The 25,589-nt window shown below is 68.9% G+C and carries 23 protein-coding genes and 1 other RNA gene; 15 read left to right on the forward strand and 9 right to left on the reverse strand.

Annotation, left to right across the window (positions count from 1 at the left end):
* Positions 1-92: 92 nt before the first annotated feature.
* From D451_RS0104235 to D451_RS0104250, 3 genes are all read right to left on the reverse strand, one after another.
* Positions 93-614, reverse strand: a complete 522-nt coding sequence (locus D451_RS0104235; protein ID WP_014910653.1) for a GNAT family N-acetyltransferase — start codon at positions 612-614, stop codon at positions 93-95.
* 107 nt (positions 615-721) lie between these two features.
* Positions 722-1,807 (reverse strand): methyltransferase domain-containing protein, encoded by a 1,086-nt coding sequence (locus D451_RS0104245; RefSeq protein ID WP_017533530.1) that lies wholly within the window; start codon positions 1,805-1,807, stop codon positions 722-724.
* Positions 1,808-2,072: 265 nt separating this feature from the next.
* Positions 2,073-2,390: a hypothetical protein gene (locus tag D451_RS0104250; RefSeq protein ID WP_014908268.1), complete on the reverse strand. Its 318-nt coding sequence runs from the start codon at positions 2,388-2,390 to the stop codon at positions 2,073-2,075.
* Positions 2,391-2,563: 173 nt separating this feature from the next.
* Here D451_RS0104250 and D451_RS0104255 point away from each other — a divergent pair, with 173 nt between their 5' ends.
* From D451_RS0104255 to ssrA, 10 genes are all read left to right on the forward strand, one after another.
* Complete coding sequence (locus D451_RS0104255; protein ID WP_017533531.1) at positions 2,564-3,418, forward strand: Scr1 family TA system antitoxin-like transcriptional regulator; 855 nt, start codon at positions 2,564-2,566, stop codon at positions 3,416-3,418.
* 2 nt (positions 3,419-3,420) lie between these two features.
* Positions 3,421-3,672 carry a DUF397 domain-containing protein gene (locus tag D451_RS0104260; protein WP_014912782.1) on the forward strand — a complete coding sequence of 84 codons (252 nt, stop codon included), beginning with the start codon at positions 3,421-3,423 and terminating at the stop codon, positions 3,670-3,672.
* 121 nt (positions 3,673-3,793) lie between these two features.
* Entirely contained in the window at positions 3,794-4,540 is a 747-nt protein-coding gene (locus tag D451_RS0104265; protein WP_014909538.1) for an HAD family hydrolase, read from the forward strand.
* A 483-nt stretch (positions 4,541-5,023) separates the two neighbouring features.
* Complete coding sequence (locus tag D451_RS0104270; protein WP_017533532.1) at positions 5,024-9,904, forward strand: NAD-glutamate dehydrogenase; 4,881 nt, start codon at positions 5,024-5,026, stop codon at positions 9,902-9,904.
* A 114-nt stretch (positions 9,905-10,018) separates the two neighbouring features.
* Positions 10,019-11,131, forward strand: a complete 1,113-nt coding sequence (prfB, locus tag D451_RS0104275; RefSeq protein ID WP_014911712.1) for a peptide chain release factor 2 — start codon at positions 10,019-10,021, stop codon at positions 11,129-11,131.
* A 356-nt stretch (positions 11,132-11,487) separates the two neighbouring features.
* A complete protein-coding gene (gene ftsE, locus D451_RS0104280) occupies positions 11,488-12,177 on the forward strand; it encodes a cell division ATP-binding protein FtsE (protein ID WP_014911876.1) in 690 nt (229 codons plus the stop codon).
* A gap of 86 nt (positions 12,178-12,263) precedes the next feature.
* Entirely contained in the window at positions 12,264-13,175 is a 912-nt protein-coding gene (gene ftsX / locus D451_RS0104285; protein ID WP_014912537.1) for a permease-like cell division protein FtsX, read from the forward strand.
* Positions 13,176-13,242: 67 nt separating this feature from the next.
* Entirely contained in the window at positions 13,243-13,707 is a 465-nt protein-coding gene (smpB, locus tag D451_RS0104290) for an SsrA-binding protein SmpB (protein ID WP_014911332.1), read from the forward strand.
* 37 nt (positions 13,708-13,744) lie between these two features.
* Positions 13,745-15,724, forward strand: a complete 1,980-nt coding sequence (locus D451_RS0104295; RefSeq protein WP_017533533.1) for a penicillin-binding transpeptidase domain-containing protein — start codon at positions 13,745-13,747, stop codon at positions 15,722-15,724.
* Positions 15,725-16,248: 524 nt separating this feature from the next.
* Positions 16,249-16,620: a transfer-messenger RNA gene (gene ssrA / locus D451_RS27205) on the forward strand.
* A gap of 65 nt (positions 16,621-16,685) precedes the next feature.
* Here ssrA and D451_RS0104300 read toward each other — a convergent pair.
* Entirely contained in the window at positions 16,686-17,678 is a 993-nt protein-coding gene (locus tag D451_RS0104300) for an ArsR/SmtB family transcription factor (RefSeq protein WP_026124817.1), read from the reverse strand.
* Between the two features lie 59 nt (positions 17,679-17,737).
* Here D451_RS0104300 and D451_RS0104305 point away from each other — a divergent pair, with 59 nt between their 5' ends.
* The 4 genes from D451_RS0104305 to D451_RS0104320 all read left to right on the forward strand — a co-directional run bounded on the left by D451_RS0104305 (position 17,738) and on the right by D451_RS0104320 (position 20,790).
* The gene (locus D451_RS0104305) at positions 17,738-18,940 is read left to right on the forward strand and encodes an MFS transporter (RefSeq protein ID WP_017533535.1); all 1,203 of its coding nucleotides are present in this window, start codon (positions 17,738-17,740) and stop codon (positions 18,938-18,940) included.
* Between the two features lie 65 nt (positions 18,941-19,005).
* Positions 19,006-19,728 carry a CPBP family intramembrane glutamic endopeptidase gene (locus tag D451_RS26255; RefSeq protein ID WP_017533536.1) on the forward strand — a complete coding sequence of 241 codons (723 nt, stop codon included), beginning with the start codon at positions 19,006-19,008 and terminating at the stop codon, positions 19,726-19,728.
* Positions 19,729-19,738: 10 nt separating this feature from the next.
* A complete protein-coding gene (locus tag D451_RS0104315) occupies positions 19,739-20,071 on the forward strand; it encodes a PadR family transcriptional regulator (protein ID WP_017533537.1) in 333 nt (110 codons plus the stop codon).
* The gene (locus D451_RS0104320) at positions 20,068-20,790 is read left to right on the forward strand and encodes a DUF2812 domain-containing protein (protein WP_017533538.1); all 723 of its coding nucleotides are present in this window, start codon (positions 20,068-20,070) and stop codon (positions 20,788-20,790) included. The genes D451_RS0104315 and D451_RS0104320 overlap by 4 nt, the downstream gene beginning before the upstream one ends.
* A gap of 9 nt (positions 20,791-20,799) precedes the next feature.
* Here the strand turns inward: D451_RS0104320 and D451_RS0104325 are convergent, their stop codons facing one another.
* From D451_RS0104325 to nagA, 5 genes are all read right to left on the reverse strand, one after another.
* The gene (locus D451_RS0104325; protein ID WP_017533539.1) at positions 20,800-21,552 is read right to left on the reverse strand and encodes a helical backbone metal receptor; all 753 of its coding nucleotides are present in this window, start codon (positions 21,550-21,552) and stop codon (positions 20,800-20,802) included.
* Positions 21,549-22,223 carry a DUF6891 domain-containing protein gene (locus D451_RS0104330; protein ID WP_026124818.1) on the reverse strand — a complete coding sequence of 225 codons (675 nt, stop codon included), beginning with the start codon at positions 22,221-22,223 and terminating at the stop codon, positions 21,549-21,551. Before D451_RS0104330 ends, D451_RS0104325 begins: the two co-directional genes overlap by 4 nt.
* Positions 22,224-22,273: 50 nt before the next feature.
* On the reverse strand, positions 22,274-22,780 hold the full coding sequence (locus D451_RS0104335) for an SRPBCC family protein (RefSeq protein ID WP_017533541.1): 507 nt from the start codon (positions 22,778-22,780) through the stop codon (positions 22,274-22,276).
* A 113-nt stretch (positions 22,781-22,893) separates the two neighbouring features.
* Positions 22,894-23,202 (reverse strand): hypothetical protein, encoded by a 309-nt coding sequence (locus D451_RS0104340; protein ID WP_014908392.1) that lies wholly within the window; start codon positions 23,200-23,202, stop codon positions 22,894-22,896.
* 102 nt (positions 23,203-23,304) lie between these two features.
* Positions 23,305-24,438, reverse strand: coding sequence for an N-acetylglucosamine-6-phosphate deacetylase (gene nagA / locus D451_RS0104345; protein WP_017533543.1), 1,134 nt, complete (start codon positions 24,436-24,438; stop codon positions 23,305-23,307).
* Between the two features lie 628 nt (positions 24,439-25,066).
* On the opposite strand from nagA, the gene D451_RS0104350 reads away from it, so the two are divergent.
* Complete coding sequence (locus D451_RS0104350; protein WP_014909830.1) at positions 25,067-25,582, forward strand: NADPH-dependent FMN reductase; 516 nt, start codon at positions 25,067-25,069, stop codon at positions 25,580-25,582.
* Positions 25,583-25,589 lie beyond the last annotated feature (7 nt).

The raw sequence follows: 25,589 nt of genomic DNA on the forward strand, positions 1-25,589 counted from the left end.
GAGGATCCACACGGTGGAGGTGAGACCGAGTCGGTCGGCGAACCGGACGCGACCGCGGGCCGCGAACCCCAGGGGTTCGCGACCCACGGTGGTCACGTCGTCGAGGAGGTCCAGGCGTAGCAGTGCGCGGGTGCCCCGGGGTAGCCGTCGAAGGCGTGGACGATGTCGCCCAGACGCTCCCAGCCCAGCCGTTCGTAGAGACGGATCGCGGCCCGGTCCTTGGCCATCACGTCCAGCACCAGCGCGGTGTCGTGCTCACGAGCGTGCTCCATCACCGCACGGGTCAGCGCCTCTCCCGTCCCGAGTCCGCGCGCCTCGGGGGAGACGAACAGTCGGGCCAGGACCGCCACCTCGTCGATGTCGCGCTCGGTTCGTTCTCTCCACAGGGCGATCGTCTCCGCCCCCTCGGGGTCGGCCAGGCTCACCTGTCCCAGCAGGACCCCGTCACGTTCGGCCACCCAGGAGCGGAGGAAGCCCGGGTCGGTCAGCCAGGCCCGGGGAGAGGCCACCCCTTCCACGGGGTAGCCGTCCTCGGCGTGGACCCGGGTCAAGATGGTGCCCAGCTCGTCCAGGTCCTCGTCGGTCCGCTCACGGATGCGTGGTCGCCCGGCCATTCAGTCCTCCACTCTCAGGTCGTAGTCCAAGGCGCCCAGGTCCGCCCTCATGACGAAGCGGGTCACCTCGAAGGCCCGCCCCTCCTGATCGATCCCGGGGAGAACCTTCATCGGAGCCGATGCTGCCAGGGGCCGAGGGGCCCGGAGCGAACCGTGTGGGTGCGGTGGTCGGGGGAGACCTCCAGCGTGAACTCCGATAGTTCGGGCCGGCCCGCCCCGTCCAGTTCGCTGTAGGCCCGGTCGAGCTCCCGAGGCAGGTCGCGTGGGCCACCGCCTGTGGTGGAACCGTCCGGCCAGATGTAGGCCCAGGAGTCCTCGGCACTCAGGGCGACGATAGGAGCGGTCCCCTCCGTCCAAGGGCGCACGCCCACGCTGACCATGAGTTCGGGTGCTGCCAGTACCAGACGCGTGAGCAGGTCTTGGTCGAGTAGGTCCTGGGAACCATAGGGGAGCGTGCCCTTCCGTTCGACCTCCCTGTCCATGCCGGGGAATCTCTGTCGCGGTACGCGTTGGCCCCGGTCGCGCATGAACGAGCCGTCCCGGACGAAGCTCCCGCTCCGCCCACCGGCCAGGGCTGCGACGGGAGTTGGACCGCCCGCCTCGTAGGGCGCCCAGGGGAGGACGAGTAGCCCCTCCTCATCCAGATGACGTGTCCAATCGTCGGGGACCCGATGTGCGGAGCACGTGGCGATGACCGCGTCGTAGACACCCTCTGGAGGCGTGGCCCCCTCGACGACCCGGACCGCAGCCCCCGACAGTCGATCGCGTGCGTGCCGGGCCACCTTGGGGTCGATTTCGAGGGAGGTCACCGATCCGGTGGGTCCGACGAGAGAGGTGAGGATCGCCGCGTTCCAGCCGGTGCCGGTGCCGATCTCCAGAACCCGCATACCGGGCTCGATCCTGGCGGCGGCGATCATGTCGGCCATCACTTGGGGAGCTGACGAGGATGAGGAGGGGTGATTGATGGCCCCACTGCCCCCGTCGTTGGCCTGGGTGACCACCGCGTCGTCGTCGTAGACGTAGGCGGCCCACCGTTCGGGGTCGGCCGAGCGGATGAGCGGCAATCCCTGGATGTCGGGCCAGACCAGGTCGGGGATGAACCGGTGCCGGGGATGGTCGGCGAAGGCCGCACGCAGCGTCTCGGAGGTGTCCAGCCTCTCCACGAGCCTGGCGTGCAGGTCGTCCATGTTCACGCCTTACCACTTCCGTTGCAGATCGGGCAGTCGACCAACTGCTTACCCTTCCAGGGGCCACCACCGTCGCTTTCGAGCCAGACCTTTCCGGAACCGCCGCAGTTTCCGCAGTCGGCGGCGCTAGGAACACTCAGCGGGGCCTGCTCTGGGCCATGGGTGGGGCACAGCGTCGTCATGGAGACTCCAATCGAGGGGGCGGTCATCCGTGCGGATGGGCGGCGCCACGGTACGAGGGTGGCACCGCCCAACGGCACGGAACGGGTGTCTATCGGACGCGGTAGCTCACCCGCCTCGTCTCGATGAGCTGTGCGCCTTCGGGAAGGTCGCCCTCGTCATCGCCCTCGGCGAAGACGCGCATCCAGATGTCGCTGTCCTTGCGGTAGGGGTTCAGGCGTTCGAGCGCTTCCCAGAAGCCGAAACCGAAGAGGACGGAGGAACAGGCGCAGGTGCGCGTGTTGAGGCTCGGGGCCAAGGGGGAGATCCGTCCGGCCAGCGGGATCCCCTCGTCGTCGGGCTCACCGCCCCGGATGATCTGGATGACCTCGGTGTACAGATCGGATTCGGACGTGATCGTCGACGCCATGGAGTCAACTCCCTACGTAGAGGAGGCGACACCCGGTATGGGTGTGCCACTGACTCCAGTATGTTCCTAGTCAGTCAGTATTTCAATGAATTTTTGTAGTCGGCTTAAAAAATTGCCTTGGGGGTGTCGGCTACTACGATCGAGGTACCAAGGCGCTGTCTGGAGGGGTTTTCGTGGCTGGTGGGCATTCGCCCGGTGTGCGGCGGCGCAGGTTGTCCGCTGCTCTCAGGAAGCTCCGTGAGGAGAAGGGCATGTCCGCCGCTGCGGTGGCCGAAAGGCTCGAGTGGTCCACGGGCAAGCTGACGCGATCGGAACGCAACGAGTGGAAATTTCCGAAGCGCACGGATGTAGAGGCTCTGCTCGACCTCTATGAAGTGGAGGGGGAGGACCGGGCGCATCTGCTCAGTCTGACCGAGGAGTCTCGCGGGCGCAGCGATTGGCATCAATATGCCGACCTTTTCCCAGGGGCCCTGCCCGACCTGGAGGCCGAGGCGGTCCGTATCCGCTCATATGAGTCATTGCTGATCCCCGGCCTGTTGCAGACCCCGGCCTACGCCACGGCGATCTTCGAATCCAGTCAGGTCGTTCCGCCGGAGGACACCCAGCGCAAGGTGGACTCCCGTATGGCGCGTCGAGGCGTGCTCGACGCCCCTGGTGGTCCACAGTTCATCTGTGTGATCGATGAGGCGGCCCTCCGCCGAGTGGTGGGATCACGAAAGGTGATGACCGAACAGCTCCGCTTTCTCATCGGTATGGCCGCCCACTACAAGGTCACCATCCTGGTGCTGCCCTTTGAAGCCGGAGCGCACACGGCGATGGACGGTGCCTTCGCCCTGTTGGAGTTCCCCAGCCCGGAGCCAGGGATCGTCAGTATCTCCACCGGGGTGGAATCCCTGTACGTGGAGGATGAGGCCTACGTCGATCGACATAGGCTGATCTTCGACGCCGTTCACAATCTGGCCCTGGACCCGAAGAAGTCCCTCGACCTCATCGAGTCCATCGCCGCCGATTACGACAAGCGAGCCTGATCATGCTGCTGGAGTTCCGTAAGTCCTCCTACTCGTCTGCCCAGGAGAACTGCGTCGAGGTCGCGCAGGTGGCGCCCGCCTTCCGTAAGTCCTCCTACTCGTCCGGCGGAGACAACTGTGTCGAGGTGGCGGATCTGCCGGCGGGTGCCGCCATCCGTGATTCCAAGAACCCGGGGGACGGTTTCCTCGCGGTAGGTGCCTCGGAGTGGTCCGCCTTCGCCCGTCTGGTCTCCACCCTCCCCTCCCAGGTCTGAGCCGAGCTCCGTTCCACCCCCGACCGGCGTCCGTGCCGGCCGGGGGTGGACGCATGCTCGAAGCGTCGCCGGCCGGCCGGGTCGGGACACCGTTTCCTCCCTGAATCGCCCATACGGCAAAATGGGGTCGTCCCCGATCCCCGAACGCCGAGGAGCAGCCATCAGCCGCCTGGTGCTATGGAACGTCGACCTCACCCTCCTCGACGTCGGGCAGGTCATGCGGGCCGCCTACGCCGAGGCCTTCGAGAAGGTCACCGGCGAGCCGCTGGTCTACCTGACGTCGTCGGCCGGTCGAACCGATTCCGAGATGTTCTTCGAGTTCTGCGCCCGCAACTACGTCGACATCGAGCCGGACGGGGAGATCCTGTCCGACTTCCTGGCGACCCTGGAGGAGACCTTCGGCAGGCGGGCCGACCAGATCCCGGCCAAGGGGCGGGTCATGCCCGGGGCGGCGGCCTCGCTGGCCGCGGTGGCCTCCATGCCGGACACGGTCCAGACCGTGGTCAGTGGCGGTACGCGCGCCAACACCACCGCCAAGCTGGTCGCCTTCGACCTGGACCGCTACCTGGACCTGTCCATGGGCGGGTTCGGTTCGGTGAACTACCCCAAGTCCAGCCTGATCCAGTCCATCCGCCTGCACGCGGCGGGCGAGGGGGGACGGGTCTACGGGGAGGAGGAGACGGTGTTCATCACCGGCTCCGTTCCGGACGTGCGCGCGGCCCTGCTCGGAGGCGCCACCCCCATCGCGGTGCTCAACGACTCCGCGACCGAGGGGCAGCTGCGTGAGGCGGGCGCCAAGATCGTCCTGCCCGAGTTGGGCGACCCCCGAGCGGTGATGACCGCCGTGCACCAGGCGACCCCCAAGTAGCCTGCGGGTACGCCCGAAGGTGATCCCTAAACCATCGTGGGGTAACGTGTCGATAACGACGGAAGGTGTCGTCGATGGAGGGCGTGTGCTTCTGTGTGCGTCGCCACCGAGCTTCACCTTCCGGTGGAGACCATACGTAACCGCCATGTAACGGTGTCGATCCTGTTCTCCGACGCGAAAAGCAGTAGCCTGGTCGCGGTCCCCGCTACGGTGGGGGCGGGCGTTTCCGCTCGCGGAAGCGCCTCCGAGGTGGGACAACGGTGTCCCGTCGCCTCGTTCCATATCGCCTGTGCGCACAGGTACCGACCCGACCACCATGTTCGTGGATCCCTTGCGCCTCAAGGGGTTCACGAGAAGTCACAACCCAGCACAGAAGTTCACTCTCCCGGCGGGGCGACCGGAGAATCGGCCGGCCCGTCACACCCTTCGAGTGTTCTTCACAGCGCTCGTGCGACGTTGCTCACAAAGGAGTGAGAGATCCCTATGTCCGGGCAATCCGACGTCATCCTCCAGAAGCTGCTCAGTGACGCGGCCTCTCGATGGAACCCCGGGACACGGTTGAGTCCCGAGGCCGCCGACGAGGTCCGCCGCCTGCTCCCCCTCTACTACCGGCACACGGACCCGGAGGAGATCAGCGGTCGCGGCCCCGAGCAGATCTGCGGGACCGCCGCCGCCCACCTGTCCTTCGGCACCGAGCGTGCCCAGGGGCGCGCCAAGGTCCGGGTCTACACCCCCGACCTCGAACGGGACGGTTGGGAGCAGCAGACCAGCATCGTCGAGATCGTCACCGACAACGCTCCCTTCCTGGTCTCCTCCGTGACCATGACCCTGGCCGAGATGGCCACGGGCGTTCGGGTCGTCATCCACCCCCAGATGACCGTCGGCCGTGACGTGACCGGCCGACTGCGCGAGGTCGACCCCGAGATCGGCGGTGACGACCTGCTGCCCCTCGATGAGTCCTGGATGCACATCGAGATCGACCGGCAGAGCGATCCCGAGCGCGTCAAGGAGATCACCGAGAGGCTGGAGTCCGTCCTCGGCGACGTCCGCCAGGTGGACGAGGACGCCGCCAAGATGAGCGACCGGATCATCCGGATCGCCGACGAGGTCTCCGCCTACTCCGACCGTCTGGTCTCCGGTGGGGTCGACCCCCGCGAGATCGGCGAGAGCGTCGAGTTCCTGCGCTGGCTCTCCGACCGCAACTTCACCTTCATGGGGTACCGCGAGTACGCCCTGGTCACCGACGAGAACGGCGACGAGTCGCTGCGCCCCGAGCCCGGCACCGGCCTGGGCATCCTGCGCATGGACTCGCCCGCCTCCAGCGGTTTCGCGGCCCTGCCCCCGGAGATCCGCGCCAAGGCCCGCGAGCCCTACGTGCTGGTGCTCACCAAGGCCAACTCCCGCGCCACCGTCCACCGCCCCAAGTACCTCGACTACGTCGGCGTCAAGAAGTTCGACGAGCAGGGCAACATCGTCGGTGAGCGCCGTTTCCTCGGACTGTTCACCTCGCAGGCCGCCACCACCAGCATCGGTCACATCCCGATCCTGCGCCGTAAGCAGGCCGAGGTGCTGGCCCAGGCCGGCTTCGAGGCCGACAGCTACGACGGCAAGGACCTCATCGAGCTCCTGGAGACCTTCCCGCGCGAGGAACTCCTCCAGATTCCGGTGGGCGAGCTGTACAACATCGTCCGCGGCGTCCTGCGTCTGCGCGAGCGTCGCGGCACCAAGCTGTTCATGCGCCGTGACCCGTACGGCGGCCGGTACATGTCCTGCTTCGTGTACATGCCGCGCGACCAGTACAGCACCCGGGTCCGCCTCGACATCCAGAACGTCCTCGCCGACGCCTTCCGCGGCGCGACGATGGACCACAACGTGATGATCGGCGCCGCCCCGCTGGCCCGCCTGTACCTGGTGGCCCGCGCTCAGCACGGGCACACCCTGGCCGACATCGACCAGGTCGCCCTGGAGGAGAAGGTCCGCCAGGCCGCCCGCTCCTGGGACGTCGACTTCGACGACGCGCTCGTCGAGGAGTTCGGCCCCACCCGGGCCACCACCCTCAAGGAGCGTTACGGCGCCGGGCTGACCGAGGCCTACAAGGTCGACAACAGCCCCACCACCGCCGCCCGGGACATCGCCGGGATCGAGGCCCTGATCCAGCGCACCTCCCCGGACGAGCGGGCGGGCGAGTTCACCGCCTCGCTCTACCTTCCCGAGGAAGAGGGCGACGACTTCTCCTGGCGTTTCCGTCTGGCCCGTATCGGCGAGCCCATCTCGCTCTCCCGGGTCCTGCCGGTTCTGGAACACCTCGGTGTCGAGGTGGTCGACGAGCGCCCCTACTCCCTGGACGCCGAGGGCGTGGGCAGGATCTGGATCTACGACTTCGGTCTGGGCCCGATCCCCTCCTCCGACCTGTCCCCGGGCCGTCTGCGCACGCTCTTCGAGGACGCCTTCGACGCCTCCTGGCGTGACCTGGGCGAGTCCGACCGCTTCAACGCCCTCGTGGTCCGCGCCGGGCTGGACTGGCGTCAGCTCACCGTGCTGCGCGCCTACGCCAAGTACCTGCGTCAGGCCGGCTCCACCTTCACCCCCGACTACCTGGCCGACGTGCTCGTCGCCAACGTCGGGATCGCCAACCTCCTGGTGGAGCTCTTCGAGGAGCGCTTCGACCCGGATCGCGCCGACGAGGGGCGGACCGAACGGGTCGAGGCCGTCATCGGCAAGATCAAGGGCGAGCTGGAGGGCGTGGCCAGCCTGGACCACGACCGCATCCTGCGTTCGTTCCTGGCGGTCATCAACGCCACCCTGCGCACCAACCACTACCAGGGCGGCGACGAGGCGCGCCCGTACCTGGTGCTCAAGCTCAACCCGCAGGAGATCCCGGACCTGCCCAACCCGCGGCCCCGGTACGAGATGTACGTCTACTCGCCGCGCGTCGAGGGCGTCCACCTGCGCTTCGGTTCGGTGGCCCGCGGTGGTCTGCGCTGGTCCGACCGGTTCGAGGACTTCCGCACCGAGGTCCTGGGCCTGGTCAAGGCGCAGATGGTGAAGAACTCCGTCATCGTGCCCAGCGGCGCGAAGGGCGGTTTCGTCTGCAAGCGTCTGCCCGACGGCGGTCGCGAAGAGGTGATGGCCGAGGTCGTCTCCTGCTACAAGCAGTTCATCAGCGGCCTGCTGGACGTCACCGACAACCTGGTCGACGGCCGGATCGTGCACCCCGAGCGCACCGTCCGCCACGACGCCGACGACTCCTACCTGGTGGTGGCGGCGGACAAGGGCACCGCGACCTTCTCCGACATCGCCAACGGCATCTCCAACGAGCGCGGCTTCTGGCTGGGCGACGCCTTCGCCAGCGGCGGCTCGGTCGGCTACGACCACAAGGGCATGGGCATCACCGCCCGGGGCGCCTGGGAATCGGTCACGTACCACTTCCGCGAGATGGGCGTGAACGTCCAGGAGCAGCCCTTCACCACCGTCGGCATCGGCGACATGTCCGGTGACGTGTTCGGTAACGGCATGCTGCTGTCGAAGCAGATCAAGCTGATCGCCGCCTTCGACCACCGGCACGTCTTCGTCGACCCCGACCCCGACCCGCACACCTCCTGGGTCGAGCGTGAGCGGATGTTCCGTCTGCCGCGCAGCACCTGGGAGGACTACTCCGCCGACCTCATCTCCGAGGGCGGCGGCGTCTTCCCGCGGACGGCCAAGTCGATCCCGGTCAGCCCGCAGATGCGCGAGGCCCTGGGCATCGAGGCCGACGTCACCGCGCTCACCCCGGACGAGCTCATCCGTCGGGTCCTGACCTCCCCGGTCGACCTGCTCTGGAACGGCGGCATCGGCACCTACGTCAAGGCCTCCACCCAGAGCCACGCCGAGGTGGGCGACAAGGCCAACGACCAGGTCCGGGTGGACGCCTCCGAGCTGCGCGTCAAGGTGGTCGGCGAGGGCGGCAACCTGGGTCTGACCCAGCCGGCCCGGATCGAGTTCGCCCGCGAGGGCGGCCGCGTCAACAGCGACTTCATCGACAACTCGGCCGGTGTGGACACCTCGGACCACGAGGTCAACATCAAGATCATGCTGGACCGCGAGGTGCGCGCCGGCAAGCTCGACAAGGCCGACCGGGACCGCCTGTTCATCGACATGACCGACGAGGTCGCGTCGCTGGTCCTGGAGGACAACTACGCGCAGAACACGGTCCTGGCCGCCGCGCGCAAGCAGGCCCGGGAGATGCTGCACGTCCACGGCCGCTACATGCGTCACCTGGAGCGCACCAAGGTCCTCAAGCGCAAGCAGGAGGACCTGCCCTCCGACAAGACGATCGCCGAGCGCCGTGCCGCGGGCAAGGGGCTGACCGGACCCGAGTTCGCGACCCTGCTCTCCTACACCAAGATCAGTCTCAAGGAGCAGATCGCCCTGTCGGACCTGGCCGACGACCCCTACCTGGCGTCGACCCTGACCGACTACTTCCCGACGCCGCTGCGTTCGGAGGAGTTCGCGGCCGAGGTGGCCTCGCACCCGCTGCGCAAGGAGATCATCGTCAACCAGGTGACCAACCAGATGGTCAACCGGTCCGGGATCACCTACGCGTTCCGTCTCAACGAGGAGCTGGGCTCCAGCGCCGCGGACATCGCCCGCGCCTACCTGGTGGTCCAGGAGGTCCTGGGCCTGCGCGACCTGTGGGGCGAGATCGAGGCGCTGGACCACCGGATCTCCGTCGACAGCCAGCTCGTCCTGCTGCTGGAGATCCGCAAGCTCGCCGAGCGCTCGGCCCGCTGGTTGCTGCGCAACCGCACCTTCCCGCTGGACCTGGGCACCGAGATCGGGTTCTTCGCCCAGGGTGTGGGCGAGGTGCTCCCGCAGCTGGTGGACCTGCTGCGCGGGCGCGACCGGGAGGCGTTCGAGGAGCGCCGTGACCGCTACACCGAGATGGGCGTGCCGGCCGCGCTCGCCGAGCGGGTCGCGGTCATGGTGCCCGCCTACTCCACCCTGGACCTGGTGGAGATCGCGCACCGTACCGGCAGCCCGGTCGGTCGGGTCGCCGCGCTCTACTTCGAGCTGGCGGACCGCTTCAACATCAGCTGGTGGCGTGAGCGGATCATCGATCTGCCCCGTGACGACCGTTGGGTCACCACGGCCCGTTCGGCCCTGCGCGACGACCTGTACGCCGCGCACGCGGACCTGACCGGTCGGGTCTTGGAGTCGGGCACGGACGTCTCCGACGACGAGCTGATCGCCGGCTGGACCGAACAGAACGAGACGGCCGTCCAGAGGGCGGGCATCACCCTCTCCGAGATCCAGGAGAACGAGCGCTTCGACCTGGCCACCCTCTCGGTGGCCCTGCGGTCGATCCGCTCCCTGGTGGGATAGGGCGCGCGCCCCGGTGGGACCGGGGCCTCACGTGAGGGGCGTACGGAGCGATCCGTACGCCCCTTCGGCCTCTGGACGGGGCCCGGGCCCCGTCCGGGGTCCTACACTGGGTCCGTGGCAGAACTGGACCCAGCAGAGAAGATCAAGGAACTCGCGGCGACCCTGGCGAGTGTGACCGCCGTGTTGGACCTGGAGGCGATGCAGACCCAGATCGCCGAGCTGCGTGAGCAGTCCGCCGACCCCGAACTGTGGGCAGACCAGGACAACGCGCAGAAGGTGACGCGTCGCCTCTCCACCCTGGAGTCCATGGTCAACAAGGTCGGCGGTATCGGGCGGCGTCTCGACGATCTCGGTGTGCTCTACGAGCTCGCCGAGGCCGAGGACGACCCCGACACCAGGGCCGAGGCGGACCGCGAGCTCGAACAGCTCCGTAAGGAGATCGGCGAGCTGGAGGTGCGCACGCTCCTCAACGGCCCGCACGACGAGCGCGAGGCCATCGTCACCATCAACTCCCAGGCCGGTGGCGTCGACGCCGCGGACTGGGCGCAGATGTTGCAGCGCATGTACCTGCGCTGGGCGGAGCGGCACGGCCACCCCACGGAGATCTACGAGACCTCCTACGCGGAGGAGGCGGGCATCAAGTCCACCTCGTTCGCGGTGAAGTCGGCCTTCGCCTACGGGACCCTGCGGGGCGAGCACGGCACCCACCGTCTGGTGCGCATCTCGCCCTTCGACAACCAGAACCGACGTCAGACCTCGTTCGCGGGCGTGGACGTCGTGCCGATGGTGGAGCAGAGCGACCACATCGAGATCGACGAGACCGAGCTGCGCGTGGACGTCTACCGTTCCAGCGGGCCCGGCGGTCAGGGCGTCAACACCACCGACTCGGCGGTGCGGATCACCCACATGCCGACCGGCATCGTGGTCTCCTGCCAGAACGAGCGTTCGCAGTTGCAGAACAAGGCGACCGCGATGTCGATGCTCCAGGCCAAGCTGTTGGCCCGCAAGCGCCAGGAGGAGCAGGCGGCCCTGGACGAGCTGCGCGGGGACTCGGTGAGCAGCTGGGGCACCCAGATGCGCAACTACGTCCTGCACCCGTACCAGAGCGTCAAGGACGTGCGCACCGGCATGGAGACCGGGAACACCTCGGGCGTGCTGGACGGGGACATCGACGGCTTCATCGACGCCGAGATCCGGTGGATGCGCAGCCGCGAGAACAACGAGTAGGAACGCACCGGTACGTCCCCGCCCCCGGGGCGGGGACACGCCCGGTCGCGCTTCGGACGTGGCCGGTGTACAGTCCCGGCGACCACGATGGATCGTGGTCCGGAGGTGGCGTCCACGTCTCCGCGGTTTTACCGAAACTGCTATATGTGAACGTTATCATCGGTTGACACCTCCGATATGCTCGTGGCTGTTGTCCGATAGTGCACTGATCTCCACAGATCTCTTGGGCGTGACGGGACCTGGACAATCCGGGCCACCGTCCCCTCTAAACTGTCGGTTGGCCATGCGGCCGGTACGATCCCGTGCGGAGCTCCTCCGCCGGGTGCCCTTACCTTCGAGAGCCTTGTGATGCGCCTGTGATCCACTTCGATAACGTCACCAAGCAGTACCTGACCCAGAAGCGCCCCGCGCTCGACGGTGTTTCCATCGACGTGGACAAGGGCGAGTTCGTCTTCCTGGTCGGCCCGTCCGGCTCGGGTAAGTCGACCTTCCTTCGCTTGGTGCTGAAGGAGGAGAAGCCCGACAAGGGGCGCGTACACGTCGCGGGCAAGGACCTCGCGCGCCTGTCCAACTGGAAGGTTCCGCACCTGCGTCGCCGCATCGGCTGCGTCTTCCAGGACTTCCGCCTGCTGCCGAACAAGAACGTCTTCGAGAACGTCGCCTTCGCTCTGGAGGTCATCGGTAAGCCCAGGCGGTTCATCAAGAAGGTCGTGCCCGAGGTCGTGGAACTCGTCGGCCTCGAAGGCAAGGCCGGACGAATGCCCGGTGAACTCTCCGGTGGTGAGCAGCAGCGTGTGGCCATCGCCCGCGCCTTCGTCAACCGCCCGCAGATCCTGCTGGCCGACGAGCCCACCGGAAACATCGACCCGGCGACCTCCATCGGCATCATGAAGGTGCTGGACCGAATCAACCGCACGGGAACGACCGTCGTCATGGCGACCCACGATGCCGCCATCGTCGACTCGATGCGCAAGCGCGTGATCGAGCTTGAAGAGGGCTTGGTAGTGCGCGACCAGACGCGCGGCGTCTACGGCCAGGCGTACTGACCCCTGGCACTCGTCGCCGGGCGTCGGTCGGCGACCGCGAGACCACCGGCACGGCGAAGCCCCGAAGGATGGACCTTTAACAGATCATGCGAGCACAATTCGTTCTCTCCGAGACGTGGATCGGCCTGCGTCGCAACCTGACGATGACCATCGCCGTCATCACCACGGTGGCCATCTCCCTCGCCTTGTTCGGTGCCGGTCTGCTGGTCAACCAGCAGGTCTCCGAGATGCGCAACTACTGGGACCAGCGGATCACGTTGACCATCTACATGTGCAACGAGATCTCGCCGACCGCGGCCTGCCAGGAGAACGGTGCCGCGACCGACGAGGACCGCGCCGCCCTGGAGCAGCAGCTGGACTCCCTCTCCGAGGTCGATAGCTACCGCTACCTGACCGCGGCCGAGGCCTGGCAGGACTTCCAGGACCGCATCGGCTCCTCGAACGAGGCCCTGGCCGAGGCGGCCCAGGAGGGTGACATCCCGGACAACTACCGGGTGCAGCTCACCGATCCGGACAACTACGACGCCGTGCGCGACGCCGTGGACGGGGCCGACGGCGTCGACTCCGTGTCCAACGACCAACGCGTCCTCGAACAGTTCTTCGGGTTGCTCGACGGCCTCAAGTGGGCGGCCCTGGTCGTCGCCGGCGTGCAGCTGGCCGCGGCCGCGCTGCTCATCGGCAACACCATCCGGCTGTCGGCCTACAGCCGGCGCCGCGAGACGGGCATCATGCGCCTGGTCGGCGCCTCGAACTTCTACATCCAGCTCCCCTTCCTTCTCGAAGGCGCCATCGCCGGTTTCATCGGTGGTGTGATCGCGTCCGGGTTCATCGTGGCCACCAGGTTCACGCTGCTCACCCGGATCGAGGACTGGTTCCAGTTCGACGTCGCCCTGGGCACGGGCGCCCTGCTCTACGTCATCGGCGTCTCGGTCATCCTCGGTGTGCTCCTGTGCACCGTGACCTCGTTCCTCACCCTGCGTCGCTACCTGAAGGTCTGACGGCCCTCGGGTGGGCGCCGGGTACCGGGGGGCCACTGGCCCCCCGGACTCATGAAGGGATACAACCGTGGTGAAGGAAACCGGGCACAAGCTCATCGCCCAGAACCGCCGGGCCCGGCACGATTACCACATCGACGAGACCTACGAAGCGGGCCTGGTCCTGACCGGTACCGAGGTGAAGTCCCTCCGAGAAGGACGTGCCTCCCTCGTGGACGGCTTCGCGCACATCCACGACAACGAGGTGTGGCTCGAAGGCGTCCACATCCCGGAATACTCACAGGGCACGTGGACCAACCACTCGGCCCGTAGATCACGTAAGCTACTCCTGCACCGCGAGCAGATCTCCCGACTGATCGGCAAGACCCGGGAACCCGGGCGCACGCTGGTCCCGCTGTCCCTGTACTTCAGTGACGGCCGGGCCAAGGTCGAGATCGCTCTGGCCCGCGGTAAGCGTGAGTACGACAAGCGCCATGCGATCGCCGAACGTGAGGCCAAGCGTGACATGGAACGCGCGCTTCGCCGTCGGCGATAGCCCTCTTACGTCGAGGCGCCTGAAAGGAACACACAAGGTGTCCCCCCGTCCCCTCGGCCGCAGGATCGCGGCCGCCGGCAGTGGCCTGTTCGTCGCCCTGTCCCTCGCGGCGTGTACGACCCACCCCAGCCCGGAGGTGGCCGTCAGGTCCTTCCTGCTCTCCTGGCAGGACGGGGACCACGCCCGGGCCGCCGGGTTCACCAACGGCGACCAGGCCGAGGTGGAGGCGGCGCTGGCCGACGTGCACGACCAGCTCGACCTGGCCTCCGTCCGTTTCGACCTGGGCACCATCACCCGTGACGGCGACCAGGCCCTCGCGGAGTTCGAGGTCTCCGCGGACCTCGGTATCGGCGACCCGGTGTGGAACTACACCGGCCGCATGCCGTTGACCGACGGTCCGCAGGGCTGGTTGATCGACTGGTCGTCCTCGGTCGTCCACCCCGATCTCGACGATGGCGAGCGGCTGGCCGTCAGCTACGAGATCGAGGAGCGCGGCCAGATCTTCGACCGTTCGGGCGAACCCCTCGTCGCCGCGGACAGCGTGACCGCCTTCGGTGTCCTGCCCGCCGAGATGGACGACAAGGAGGAGGGCGTCACCGAGCTGGCGGAACTCCTCGACGAGGACCCCGACCCGCTGCTCAACCGCGTGCGCTCCGCCCCACCCGAGCAGTTCCAGCCACTGGTGCTCATGCGCGACTCCAGCGTGGACGGCACCCTGCTGAGCGAGGCGGGCAAGATCGCCGGGGTGCAGACCGAGGAGATCGAGATCAACCTCTCTCCGAGGGTCTCGCCCTTCCTGGTGGGAGAGGTCGCGGGTACGGCCGAGCACCGGGTCTCCTCCCGCGTGGCCGGTTCCTACCAGGCCGGCGACACCGTCGGTCTGAGCGGCCTCCAGAACCTCTTCCAGCACGAACTCGCCGGTAACGCGACCACCCAGGTGGTCACCCTCGGCGAGGACGGCGAGCAGACCGCGGTCCTGGAGTCCTGGGAGGGCGTCCGCAGCGGTGGCATCGAGACCACCCTGGACCTGAACGTGCAGAGGGCGGCGGAGAGCGCCCTGGAGGGCATGCCGGGCGACGGCTACCTCGTGGCGGTCGACACCGCTTCGGGTGAGGTCCTGGCCGCGGCCAACGCCTCCGGACAGGCCACCGACGACGCCGCCTTCACCGGGGCCTACAGCCCCGGCGGTACCTTCACCATGGTGTCGGCCCTGGCCGCCCTGGAATCGGGTGCGGTCACCTCGGACAGCCCGATGCCCTGCGACTATCAGTCCGAGGTCGGCGACCGGACCTTCACCAACCCCAGTGGCGGTTTCCTCGCCGGGGACCCGGACCTGGCCCGCAACCTGGCCTTCCTGTGCACGGTCGGCTTCGTCGACGTCGCCTCCGAGGTCGGCGCCGAGCAGATCCAGGACTCGGCCGCGCGCCTGGGGCTGGGCGCCGACTGGCAGCTTCCGCTGCCCACTTCCACCGGCACCGTCGAGGTCGGTTCGAGTGACGCCGACGCGGCCGCGGCCATGATCGGTGAGGACGGCGTCGAGGTGAGCCCGCTCGGGATGGCCCTCGCCGCCGCCGCGATCGCCGACGGCTCCTGGAACGGCCCCACCCTCGTCCGCGAGGAGGGCCCCTCTCCGGCCACCGAGGGCTCGCTGGACGAGGCGCACCTCGAAGTGATCCGCGAGGGTCTGCGCGAGGCCGTCACCAACCGTTTCCCCGAGGTCGGGGTCGGGGAGGAGCCGGTGTACGGGCAGGCCGCCAGGGCCGAGCAGGACGACACCTCCCTGCACTGGTTCGTCGGCTACCAGGGCGACATCGCCTTCGCGGTGCTCGCCGAGGTCGACCCCGAGATGACCATGTGGCAGCAGTACGCGGTGACCGCGGCCACGGGCTTCCTCAACGGTGTGGCGCACGGTGTTCCGGAGACCGAGGAGACGGTCGAGGGACAGCAGCAGCCTCCTCTCGGCGAGGCCGTGAACCCGGACTCCCTCCCCGGCACGGAGGCCGGGCCGGACCACTAGGGAATGACGCGATCGACGGCCCCCGGGGTCGGTGTGGAGGGACTCGATCTCCCACGCCGGCCCCGGGGTCTTTCACGTGCCTCACAGAGCCCGGGGAAGCGCCTCGGTCCGGGTGACCGGGGTGATCTCAGGGCGGGTGAACGGGCATCTCGACGACGGGTTCGAAAAGAGGTGAGACCCGGGGCAACCCTTCACGGCCTCGCGAGCGTCTTTCCGGGTGACTGGGCCCGCGACAGGGGGTAGCGGACCAGTTCGATGAGGCAGGACCTCATCTCGGGGGAGATCCTGCCGGTCTGAAGGTCGGCCCGACCCTGCCGGCCGCCCCCGTGAGCCGCGTCGACCTCTCTTGTGTCCGCCTCACGGGGGTTTCTCCCTGTTCCGGGATCGATCTCGATTCCCTCCCCGTGCCGGGAATCGGCTTGGTCCCCGTGCTGTTCTACGGGTAGAGTGACGGATACGCGGGTGTTCGCACTCGCATGTCGGCCGCCCGGCCCTCGGGTCCAGGTGGTCTTGACAACTTCACAGGGGGTGATCGGTTTCGACTTCGGTAGTCGTTCCAGGGGAAGCGGGTCGAGGGTTGTGTCTGTGACCTCGTTAATCCTGCATTCACGTAAATTCAAGTGCCAATTCCAAGCGCACTGAGTTCGCTCTCGCTGCCTAAGCGATTGTGACTCTGTCGGCCTGAGCTCGTCATCGGCTCGGGGTCCGGCATCAGCCAGATGACTCACCGCTCGGATCAGGCCACGGGGCCCGAGTGGGACATTTTCGTGGCTGGGCCTGTCGACGATGTGTTCGTGCAAGCGTCGGGGCCGAGTAGAACGGCACCACGGACTGCACCCGGAGAAGCCCTGGCTCGGTGCTGAAGGACGCGGGTTCGATTCCCGCCACCTCCACGAGTGAAAGGCCGTCGTTCGAGGGACATCGTCCCCGAGCGGCGGCCTTTCGCTGTTTCCGGACATCCTCACGCCTCCTCGCGCTCCGCCCCTCCCAGGAGCGCGGTCCCCAGCGGGGAACGCACGTAGAACACCTCACGGCCCGAACGGCGGGCCTCGACCAGCCCGGCGTCCCGGAGCGCGGTCAGACCGGTCGAGACGGTGGCGGGGGAGAGGCCGAGCCGCGCCGCCACGTTCCCGGTGGTCTCCGGTAGCGCCAGGTGGGCCAGGAGCCGGGCCCGGGTGCGGCCCAGGACCGGGACCAGGGTCCGCGGGGGAGTGTCTCCGGCCGTCCACAGTTCCCCCACGCCCCGGACCGGGTAGATCAGCGTGGGCTGCCAGGGTTCCTCGCTGATCATCACCAGGTCGGGCCACACGAAGGCGCTCGGCATGAGCAGCAGCCCACGGTCGCCCAGCCGTACCCGGTCGATGGCGGAGGGCTCCGCGATGTTCAGGGTGGTCCCGTCCCAGGCGAGCCGGTCGTCGAGATCGGTCATCAGGGCGGCCAGGCCCTTCTCGGCCAGGGTGTGGGCCCTGAGCGAGATGTCGGCGTCCAAGAGGGCGCGAACGCGAGGCCAGTGCGGCCGGATGAGGTGGTCCCAGCAGATCGCCAAGAGGTCGGAGAGGGAGTCGCGCGTGGCCTCGGGGTCGTCCAGGAAGGGGGCGGTCACGCTCGAGGGAAGGGCCCGGCGCGGATCGAGCAGACAGGAGCGGAGTTCGTCGTCGACCCGCTCCACGGGCGTGGCCCGGACCCGGGCGAGTTCGTCCTCGATCGAGGTGAGCGGCCCCTCCGGCGGTGGGGAGAGGAAGTCCGGCACGTAGCCGGGGCGGGGGAACAGCAGCAGCACCGTGGACAGGTCGACCCCGTCGGGGAGCCGGACGGAGCGGACCCAGGGCAGGTGGAAGTTCTGTCGGTGGGGCTCGAACAGGGTGTGCAGGGCCGCCAGAGTCTCCCAGAGGGGAGAGGTCGCGAAGCGGCATCGCAGCAGGTCCGTGCTTTCGAAGACCACTTGTCCGGGCATGGATTCGAACATACCCGAATCCATTGAGTGTGCTTCGGACTCGGCCCAGGCTGGGCCACATGTCCGAATCCTCCTTCCGCGGTGTGTCGAGGGTCCCCGAGTTCCGGGTCCTGTTCGTCGCCGAGATCCTGTCGATCCTGTCCCTGGTGGCGGTCCAGATCACCCTGTCCGTCCTCATCTTCGACCGCACCGGTTCCCCGCTGTTGTCGTCCCTGGCCTTCGCGCTGGGTTTCCTGCCCCACCTGCTGGGGGCCTCTCTGCTGTCGTCGGCCGCCGACCGTTTCCCGGCCCGGACGGTGATGGTGGCGACGCAACTGGTCAGCGGCGCGGTGATGGCGTGCATGGCGATTCCGGGAACGCCGGTCCCGGTGATGCTGATGTTGCTGGTGGTCAGCGGAACGGTCGCCCCGGTGTACTCGGGGGCACGTTCGACCGCCCTGGCCGACGTGCTCACCCCCGAGGGCTTCCCGTTGGGGCGTTCGTTGCTGCGGATCGCGGCCCAGACCGCGCAGATCGGCGGGTTCTCGTTCGGAGGCGCGTTGATGTTGGCGGCCTCGCCGCCGGTGGCGTTGTCGATCGCCGCGGCGTTGATGGTGTTCTCGGCCCTGGTGGTGGGCTTGGGGACGGTGGGGCGCCCGGGGCGTGAGGTGTCCGGGGGTTTGGTCGCCTCCTCCTTGAGCGGGACGTTCCGGGCCTTGAGGGCGCCGGGGCTGCGCGCGGTGCTCCTGTTGAGTTGGGTGCCCGCGGCCCTGTTCGTGTGGCCGGAGGCGCTGGCGGCGCCGTTGGCATCGTCGATGGGCGGTGGTCCGATGCTGGTGGCCCTGCTGCTCACGGCCGGTCCGGTGGGGACGGTGGTGGGCGAGGTCGCGGCGGGGGCGTTGCTGGACGCCGAGGGGCGTCGACGCTGGATGCTGCCGTTGGCCTTCGTCGCCTTCCTGCCGATGACGCTGTTCGTGCTGGAGCCCGGGCCGGCCGTCGCGGTCGCGGTCCTGGCCCTGGGCGCTCTGGGCTGGGGGTACACGCTGGCGCTGGACGCCCTGTTGTTGGCGGAGGCCCCGGAGGAGACGCGGGGGCGGGTGTTCTCACTGGGATCGGCGGGGCTGATGATCAGTCAGGGTGCGGGGTTCGCTTTGGCCGGGGCGATGGCCGAGTTCCTGCCCGCGCATCTGGTGGTGGCTCTGGCCGGGGTGGGCGGAGCGGTCTCGGTGGCGGTGTTCGGGCGCCGGTTCGTAGGAAGAAGAGGGGGCCGCACGGCTATATAGGTTGTAATCCTAACTAGGTTGGTCTACGGTCTAGGTAGTTCAGATGACCTACCTGGGAGGCGTCGATGTCGCCCGAGTTCTCCATGCCCGCACTCGCCCTGGCCTTCCTCCTGGTCGCCTACTACCTCTGTGCGGAGCCCCTCTGGGGCAAGCGGGCCTATGAGAGGCTGGAGCGTGAACGGGACACCGTGCCCGGCGCTTACACCCGTTTCCTCTCCCTGGGCATGGCCGTCTCCTGGGTCGCGGCCGGATCGGCGCTTCTCGCGATCGCTCTCTCGCCCGGGGCGGGTCTCGCCGACCTGGGTATGACCACCTCGGGGGACTGGAGCACCTACGCCGGGATGCTGGTCGGGATGGTCATCGCGGGCGCCGCGGTACTGCTCGTCGCCCGAAGCAGAGGCCTCACCCCCCAGGGTGTGGATGCGCTCCTGCCCCGGAACGGTCGTGAGCGCCGCTACGCCGCCGGTATCGCGGTGACCGCCGGGATCTGCGAGGAGATCGTCTTCCGGGGGCTGTTCATCGCGGTCGGCGTCTCCTTGGGACTGCCGTTGTACGTCGCCGCCGGGGCGAGTCTGGCGATCTTCACCCTCGCTCACCTGTACCAGGGGCCCAAGGCCATGGCGGGCGTCGCGTTGATGGGCCTGGCCTTCACCTACCTGTACCTGAGTACGGGGAGCCTGCTGGTGGCCGTCATCGCCCACGCCGCCCTGGACTTGCGCGCGCTCCTGCTCACCCCCACCCCCCGGCGGGCCGATCGTACTTCCGAGAACATCGCCCCCGAAGTCTGAAGGAGGACACATGGATCGTCGATCGAGTTGGTTGAAGGGGGTCCTCGACCTCCTGGTCCTGGCGGCGTTGACCGAGGGCGAGAGCTATGGCTACGCCCTGGCGGCCCGGCTGGACGAGTCCGGCCTCGGTCGGATCAAGGGCGGCACCCTCTACCCGGTCCTGAACCGGTTGGAGGAGGCGGGCCTGGTGGTCGCGGAGTTCCGCGCGGCGGAGAAGGGTCCGGGACGGCGCTACTACCGACTGACCGACCAGGGCCGCGAGGTCCTGATGGAGCAGGGCACCGCATGGATGGAATTCGACGGATCGGTACGCGAGGTATTGAGGAAGGGCGGGGTCTCGTGAGCTACCTCGACGAGTTGACGGCGCTGCTGCGCGATCGCGGAGTGTCCGAGGAGCGGGTCCGGGCCACCGTGGACGACCTGTCCTCCTTCCTGATGGAGGGCGGGCTGGACCCGGAGGAGGAGTTCGGCCCGGTGACGGACTTCGCCGACGATCTGCTGGGGGAGACCGGTTCCGAGTCCGAGGCCGCCCCGGAGACCCTGGTCTGGGGCGCCGACGCCTTCGAGGCGCACGCCCGGATGAACGAGATGGGCGCCCAAGGGTGGGAGCTGGAGCGGCTCGACGGCATGGGCCGTTTCGTCGGCCACCGTGGGGAGACTCCGCAGGTGTGGGAGTACCGCCAGGTGATCGCGCCCGGTCGTCGTGAACGCGAGCGGGCGGCGGAACGGCTCGAACCGGAGGGCTGGGAGCTTTTCGGCTACTTCTTCACCTACGCCTACTTCAAGCGTCCCACCGCGGCCTCGGTCGGGCCTGCGGCCGAACTGGGCGAGCGGCCCGAACCCACCGCCCGGAGCTTCTTCTGGAGCGCCCGAGGGCTGGTGTCGGTCGGGGTCGCCCTGGTCGTCGTGCTGATCTCCCTGTTCTTCCTCGGGACGACCCTGTGGGAGGGTGACGGATCCGACCGTGTGGCCACGCTGCTGGGCGCCGTCGTCGGAGCGGCGATCGGGTTGGGCGTGGTCATGGCCGTGTTCCGGCTGGTGGCCAGGTTCCGCAACCGTTGACCGCGGGCCTCAGGTCCGTCTCAGGGCCAGGGCCAGCCGCTGTCGGGCCTCGACCAGTGAAGGCCCGTACCAGGTCAGATCGCGTCCGGACACCGGCGCCCAGGGCACGTCGAAGGCCTCGGGGCCGTCGTCCGGCGTGAACACGTAGGGCTCGTCGGGCAGGAGCACCAGGTCGGCGTCGGCCGCCTCGTCGGGGTCCGCCTCGGGATAGCGCCCCGGGAGGTCGGCGAACACGTTCACCGCTCCCAGCCGGGTCAGCACGTCGTGGGCGAAGGTGTCGGCGCCGACGAACATCCACGGGTCGCGCCAGATCGGTACGGCCACCCGGGGCCGCTCGGCCGGGGGCGGGGCGGCCCATACGGCGCGGGCCTCCGTCAGCCAGGCGGGCTCGGATCCCGGAGCGATGAGCGCCAGGAGACGGCCCATCGAGTCCAGGGCCCCGCCCACGGTGCGGATGTCGGTGACCCACACCGGGACGCCGGCCTCGCGCAGGAACCGCACGTGCCGTTCCCGGTTCTCCTCCCGATTGGCGACCACCAGGTCGGGGGCGAGCTCGACGATCCGACGCACGTGCGGGTTCTTGGTCCCGCGCAGCCGCTCCACGTCGAGCCCGGGCGGATGGGCGCACCATTCGGTCGCGCCGATCAGCGCCTCGGGTGCGGTGTGCGCGATGGCCTCCGTGAGCGAGGGCACCAGGCACACCACCCGTCGTGGCGGCGTCGGCACCGCCACCGGGTGGCCCAGGTCGTCGGCGGCTCTCACGCGGCGCTCGGATGCCGGGCCAGGTGTCCCGTGCGTCGACGGCGCAGGGACGGGCCCTCGATCTTCCGCTTCGGGTCGCCGTTCCACTTCGGGGACAGACCGTGGCGGCGCAGGGCCTCGACGACCTCTTCCCCGACGGCGGTGTCGCCCTCGGGGGAGCGATCGACGTAGGAGCCGAAGCCGAGGAAGGGGAACAGGCTCTCGGCGTCCTGCGCGTGGTAGAAGACGTACCCGCGGACCGGGGGACGACCGTCGCGTTCACGCGCCTCGCGTTCGGCCCCGGCCTCGCCGGCCAGCTCGGAGACGGCACAGGTGTTGCAGCAGGCGTAGTCCTCTCGGGCGAGGATCCCGTTCGCGTCCAGATCGCGGAAGGCCGCGCTCAGCCGCTCGGAGTCGAGGAGATCCTCCCCTTCGTCCTGCTCACGCAGGGCGGCGGCGAACTCCGCGTCCAGGACGGCGATCAGCCAGGCGCGCTGTTCCTCCGGGTCGTCGGTGGGCAGCGCCGTCGGGTCGGGGACGTACCTGTGCAGACCGTCCAGGACGAGGTCGCCGATGTGGCGGTCGACGATCGCGTCGAAGGAGAGGACGCCCAGGGCCACCTGGGCGCGCAGCGTGGTCAGCACGTCTTCGAGGACCTTCTCGGGGTCCGTATCGGGGAAGGGGTTCCGCATGGTGGAGATCCTGCCTCGGCGCGACGACATTCGGAGGGCGACGCCTCGGATCAGCGGACCTCGGTGAGCGGGCCGAAGTGGGCCCGGGTGTCCTTGACCAGGGAGGCGAGCAGACTGTCGGCCAAGGGGCGGCCCAGCTGGAGGGCGCTGTCCAGCCGTCGCCACGGTGAGAACGCGAAGGACCACACGAGCTTGCTGCCGCCGTCGAAGGGCAGCACGTGGTAGTCCTCGGCGAAGGACTCGAACAGCGGCAGGGTGCTCTCGGTGGCGTAGAAGGACTTGTGGCGCGCCTCCTCGTCCCACCGGAAGAAGCGTTCGCGCATCCGGTAGGCGCCCAGGACGCTCGCCTCACGGGTGGTGCCCACGCCGTAGGGGGGCTCCGAGGAGTAGTGGACGTCGCCGAGCGCGCGGCACCAGGACAGAGGCCGGGGCGAGGTGAGGCCCGCCCAGACCTCGTCGGGGTCGGCGGCCAGTTCCAGCCCGATCCGCCGCCGCATCGGAGCGGTGTCGAAGAAGGTCTCGTCGACGGGCGCGAGCTCGTAACGGAAGGCGTTCACGGGACATCCTGTTCGTCCGGGGACCTTCGAAGTTACCAAGTCCACGGGGACGCCCCGCACCCGCTCGACGGGGGCGCGCCCGTGGGCGCGGCCCCCGTCGTACACGGGCCCGGCTATTCCTTGGTCGCTCCCACGAGCCACGCGACCTTGTGGGCCGTGAGTGACACGCTTCCGCTGTTCCCCAGGTGGACCCCGAACGAGGCGAGGAACGCGTAGTCGTGTTCCCGACGTTCACAGATCACGTCCTCGACCGCGTGGGCGGACTCCGGATTGCTCACACGAAGGCACAATCCGGGCTCCTCCACCACCTCGGCACGGACCGCGTAGCGGGACAGTTCGCCTGCGAGCTTGCCGAGGTGCCCATGCTCCTCGGAGGGCACGGGAGTCGGCTGCTGGTCGTTCGCCTGTCTCGACTGGGCCATGGCGGATCCTTTCGTGACGAGCACGGTGCTTTCCTCGATGCCCTGCCTTCGATTGTCGCCCAGAGGAAAGTTACTAGTCCGTACCGTGCCCACGACACGCCGTTACCCCACCCACCTGCCCCGGTACATCACGTCAGCGACCGAAAGGTCGTGATTGAGAACGATGAGATCGGCGTGCGCTCCGGTCTCGACGACACCGATCCCGGGCAGTCCCAGAGCGGTGGCCGGCACCGAGGAGGCCGATCGGATCGCGTCCTCGGCAGGCACCCCCAGGGCCACCGCGTTGCGCACGGCCTGGGGGAGCACGATGGTGCTGGAGGCGATCGCCCCGGTCTCCACGACGTGGGCCTTGCCGTCGTGGACCCGCACCCGCAGCTCGCCCAGGGTGTACTCGCCGTCGCCCAACCCGGTCGCCGACATCGCGTCGGTGACCAGCGAGACCCGGTCGGCGCCGGCGGCGTCGAACACGAGTCGTGCCGCGCCCGGGTGGACGTGCACGTTGTCCAGGATCAGCTCGACCGTCACCCGCTCGTCGCCCAGCAGCGCGGCGATCGGCCCCGGCTCCCGGTGCTTGAGGGGGCTCATCGCGTTGTAGAGGTGGGTGGCGACCGTGGCCCCGGCCTCCACGGCGGCCAGGGTCTGTTCGTAGTCCGCCTCGGTGTGCCCGACGGCGGCCACCACGCCGGAGGAGGTCGCCGCGCGGATCAGGTCCAGGGCGCCGGGCAGCTCGGGGGCGACCGTGATCATGCGGACGTGGCCTCGACCGGCGGCCAGCCAGGCGTCGAACTCGGTGGTGTCGGGGTCGCGCAGCAGGTCGGGGTCGTGCGCCCCGCAGCGGGCGCGGGCGATGAAGGGGCCTTCCAGGTAGATCCCGGCCAGCTCGCCCTCATCGCAGAGTTCGGCGAGGGTCTCCACTTGGCGGAGGGTCGCCTCGGGCGAGGCGGCGACGAGCCCTCCCACCAGGGAGGTCACCCCGGCCGCGCGGTTGAACTCCACGATCTCCCGCACCCCCTCGGGGGAGGAGCCGGGGAAGGAGTGCCCCTTGCCGCCGTGGACGTGGGTGTCGACCAGGCCGGGGGCGACCAGGGCGCCGCCGACGTCGTGCCGCTCTCCCGCTCCGGGGTCTCCGGTGCCGAGTTCGGCCACACGGCCGTCGTCGATCCGGATCCACCCTTCGTGGACGCCGTCGGCGGTCACGACGCGTGCGCCGGTGAGGGTCAGGGATGTCTGGGCCATCGGTGGGGTTCTCCTCGGGTCCAAGGACCGCCGCTTCGGCGGCGGACATCGTGTGTCGAAAATTACATCCGTGTGACCGGGCGGTTCGGAAGGGGTCGTGCGCACCCCACCGAGGTCACGTCTTCCCAGGGGAACGTGGTGATTCCGCTCCCTGGGACGGTTGTCCGCGAGATGGACCGGGACGCGCGGAGCCCGTCGGCCCCGCGGGAGGGACGACGGCACGCATTGACGATAGCGGCCGGGGCGCCCCATGATGGAGGCATGTCCGCCGGTGAGCTGCTTGTCCAGCGCCTGCATGTCGATCTGCGACAGCAGGCGAGCGCGCTCTGTCGTAGCTAGCGCCTTCGCGGGGCCCAGAGCCCCGCGCCACGGGTATGCACCCGTGCCCCCTGTGCCCTGACAGACACCGGACGCTCAGCAGCCCCGTATCGGGACCGGACCCTCGGTCCGAATGAGCACCTTCGCACGAGTCGACGCGCGTCACCACGATGGACGCAAAGGTCCCGCGCCGCGCCTCGGAACGTGTGGAACACGGTTCTTCTCCGGTGTCGACGAATCCGACCACCGCCCCCCGCGTTCCCTCCGGTCGATCCCGGCTCGTTCAGACCGAACCCCAGGAGTTCTCCGCATGACCCGCTTCACCGTGCTCGTCGCCGATCCCCGTCCCCGTTCCTTCACCCGTTCCGCCGCCTTGACCGCGGCCGCCGAGGTCGCCGCCCGTGCGGGCATCACCTCCGAGCCCGACGTCATCGATCTGGCCGACCTCGGCCCCGACCTGCTCACCGAGTCCGCCGCCTCGGTCACGGAGGCCCTGGAGCGGGTCCACGCCGCCGACGTCCTGTTGATCGCCTCGCCCCAGGTCCACGGCACCTACACCGGTCTGCTCAAGGTCTTCCTGGACCGGTTGCCGGAGCTGGGTCTCGGCCACACCGTCGCGGTCCCGCTGGCCGTCGTCGACGACCTGCGCAACAGCCACGGCATCGAGGAGGACCTGCGCGTCCTCTTGGCCGACCTGGGCGCCTGGGTCGCCGAGCCCGGTCTGGTACTGGCCGCCGACGAGGTCGAGGCACCGGAGGGCGTCATCCGGGCCTGGGCCGACGTGGCCGCGCCCGGGCTGCACCAGGCCGTCTCCGTGGCCGCCTAGAAGCGCA

The sequence above is a fragment of the Nocardiopsis alba DSM 43377 genome, from assembly GCF_000341225.1.
Lineage (GTDB): Bacteria > Actinomycetota > Actinomycetes > Streptosporangiales > Streptosporangiaceae > Nocardiopsis > Nocardiopsis alba.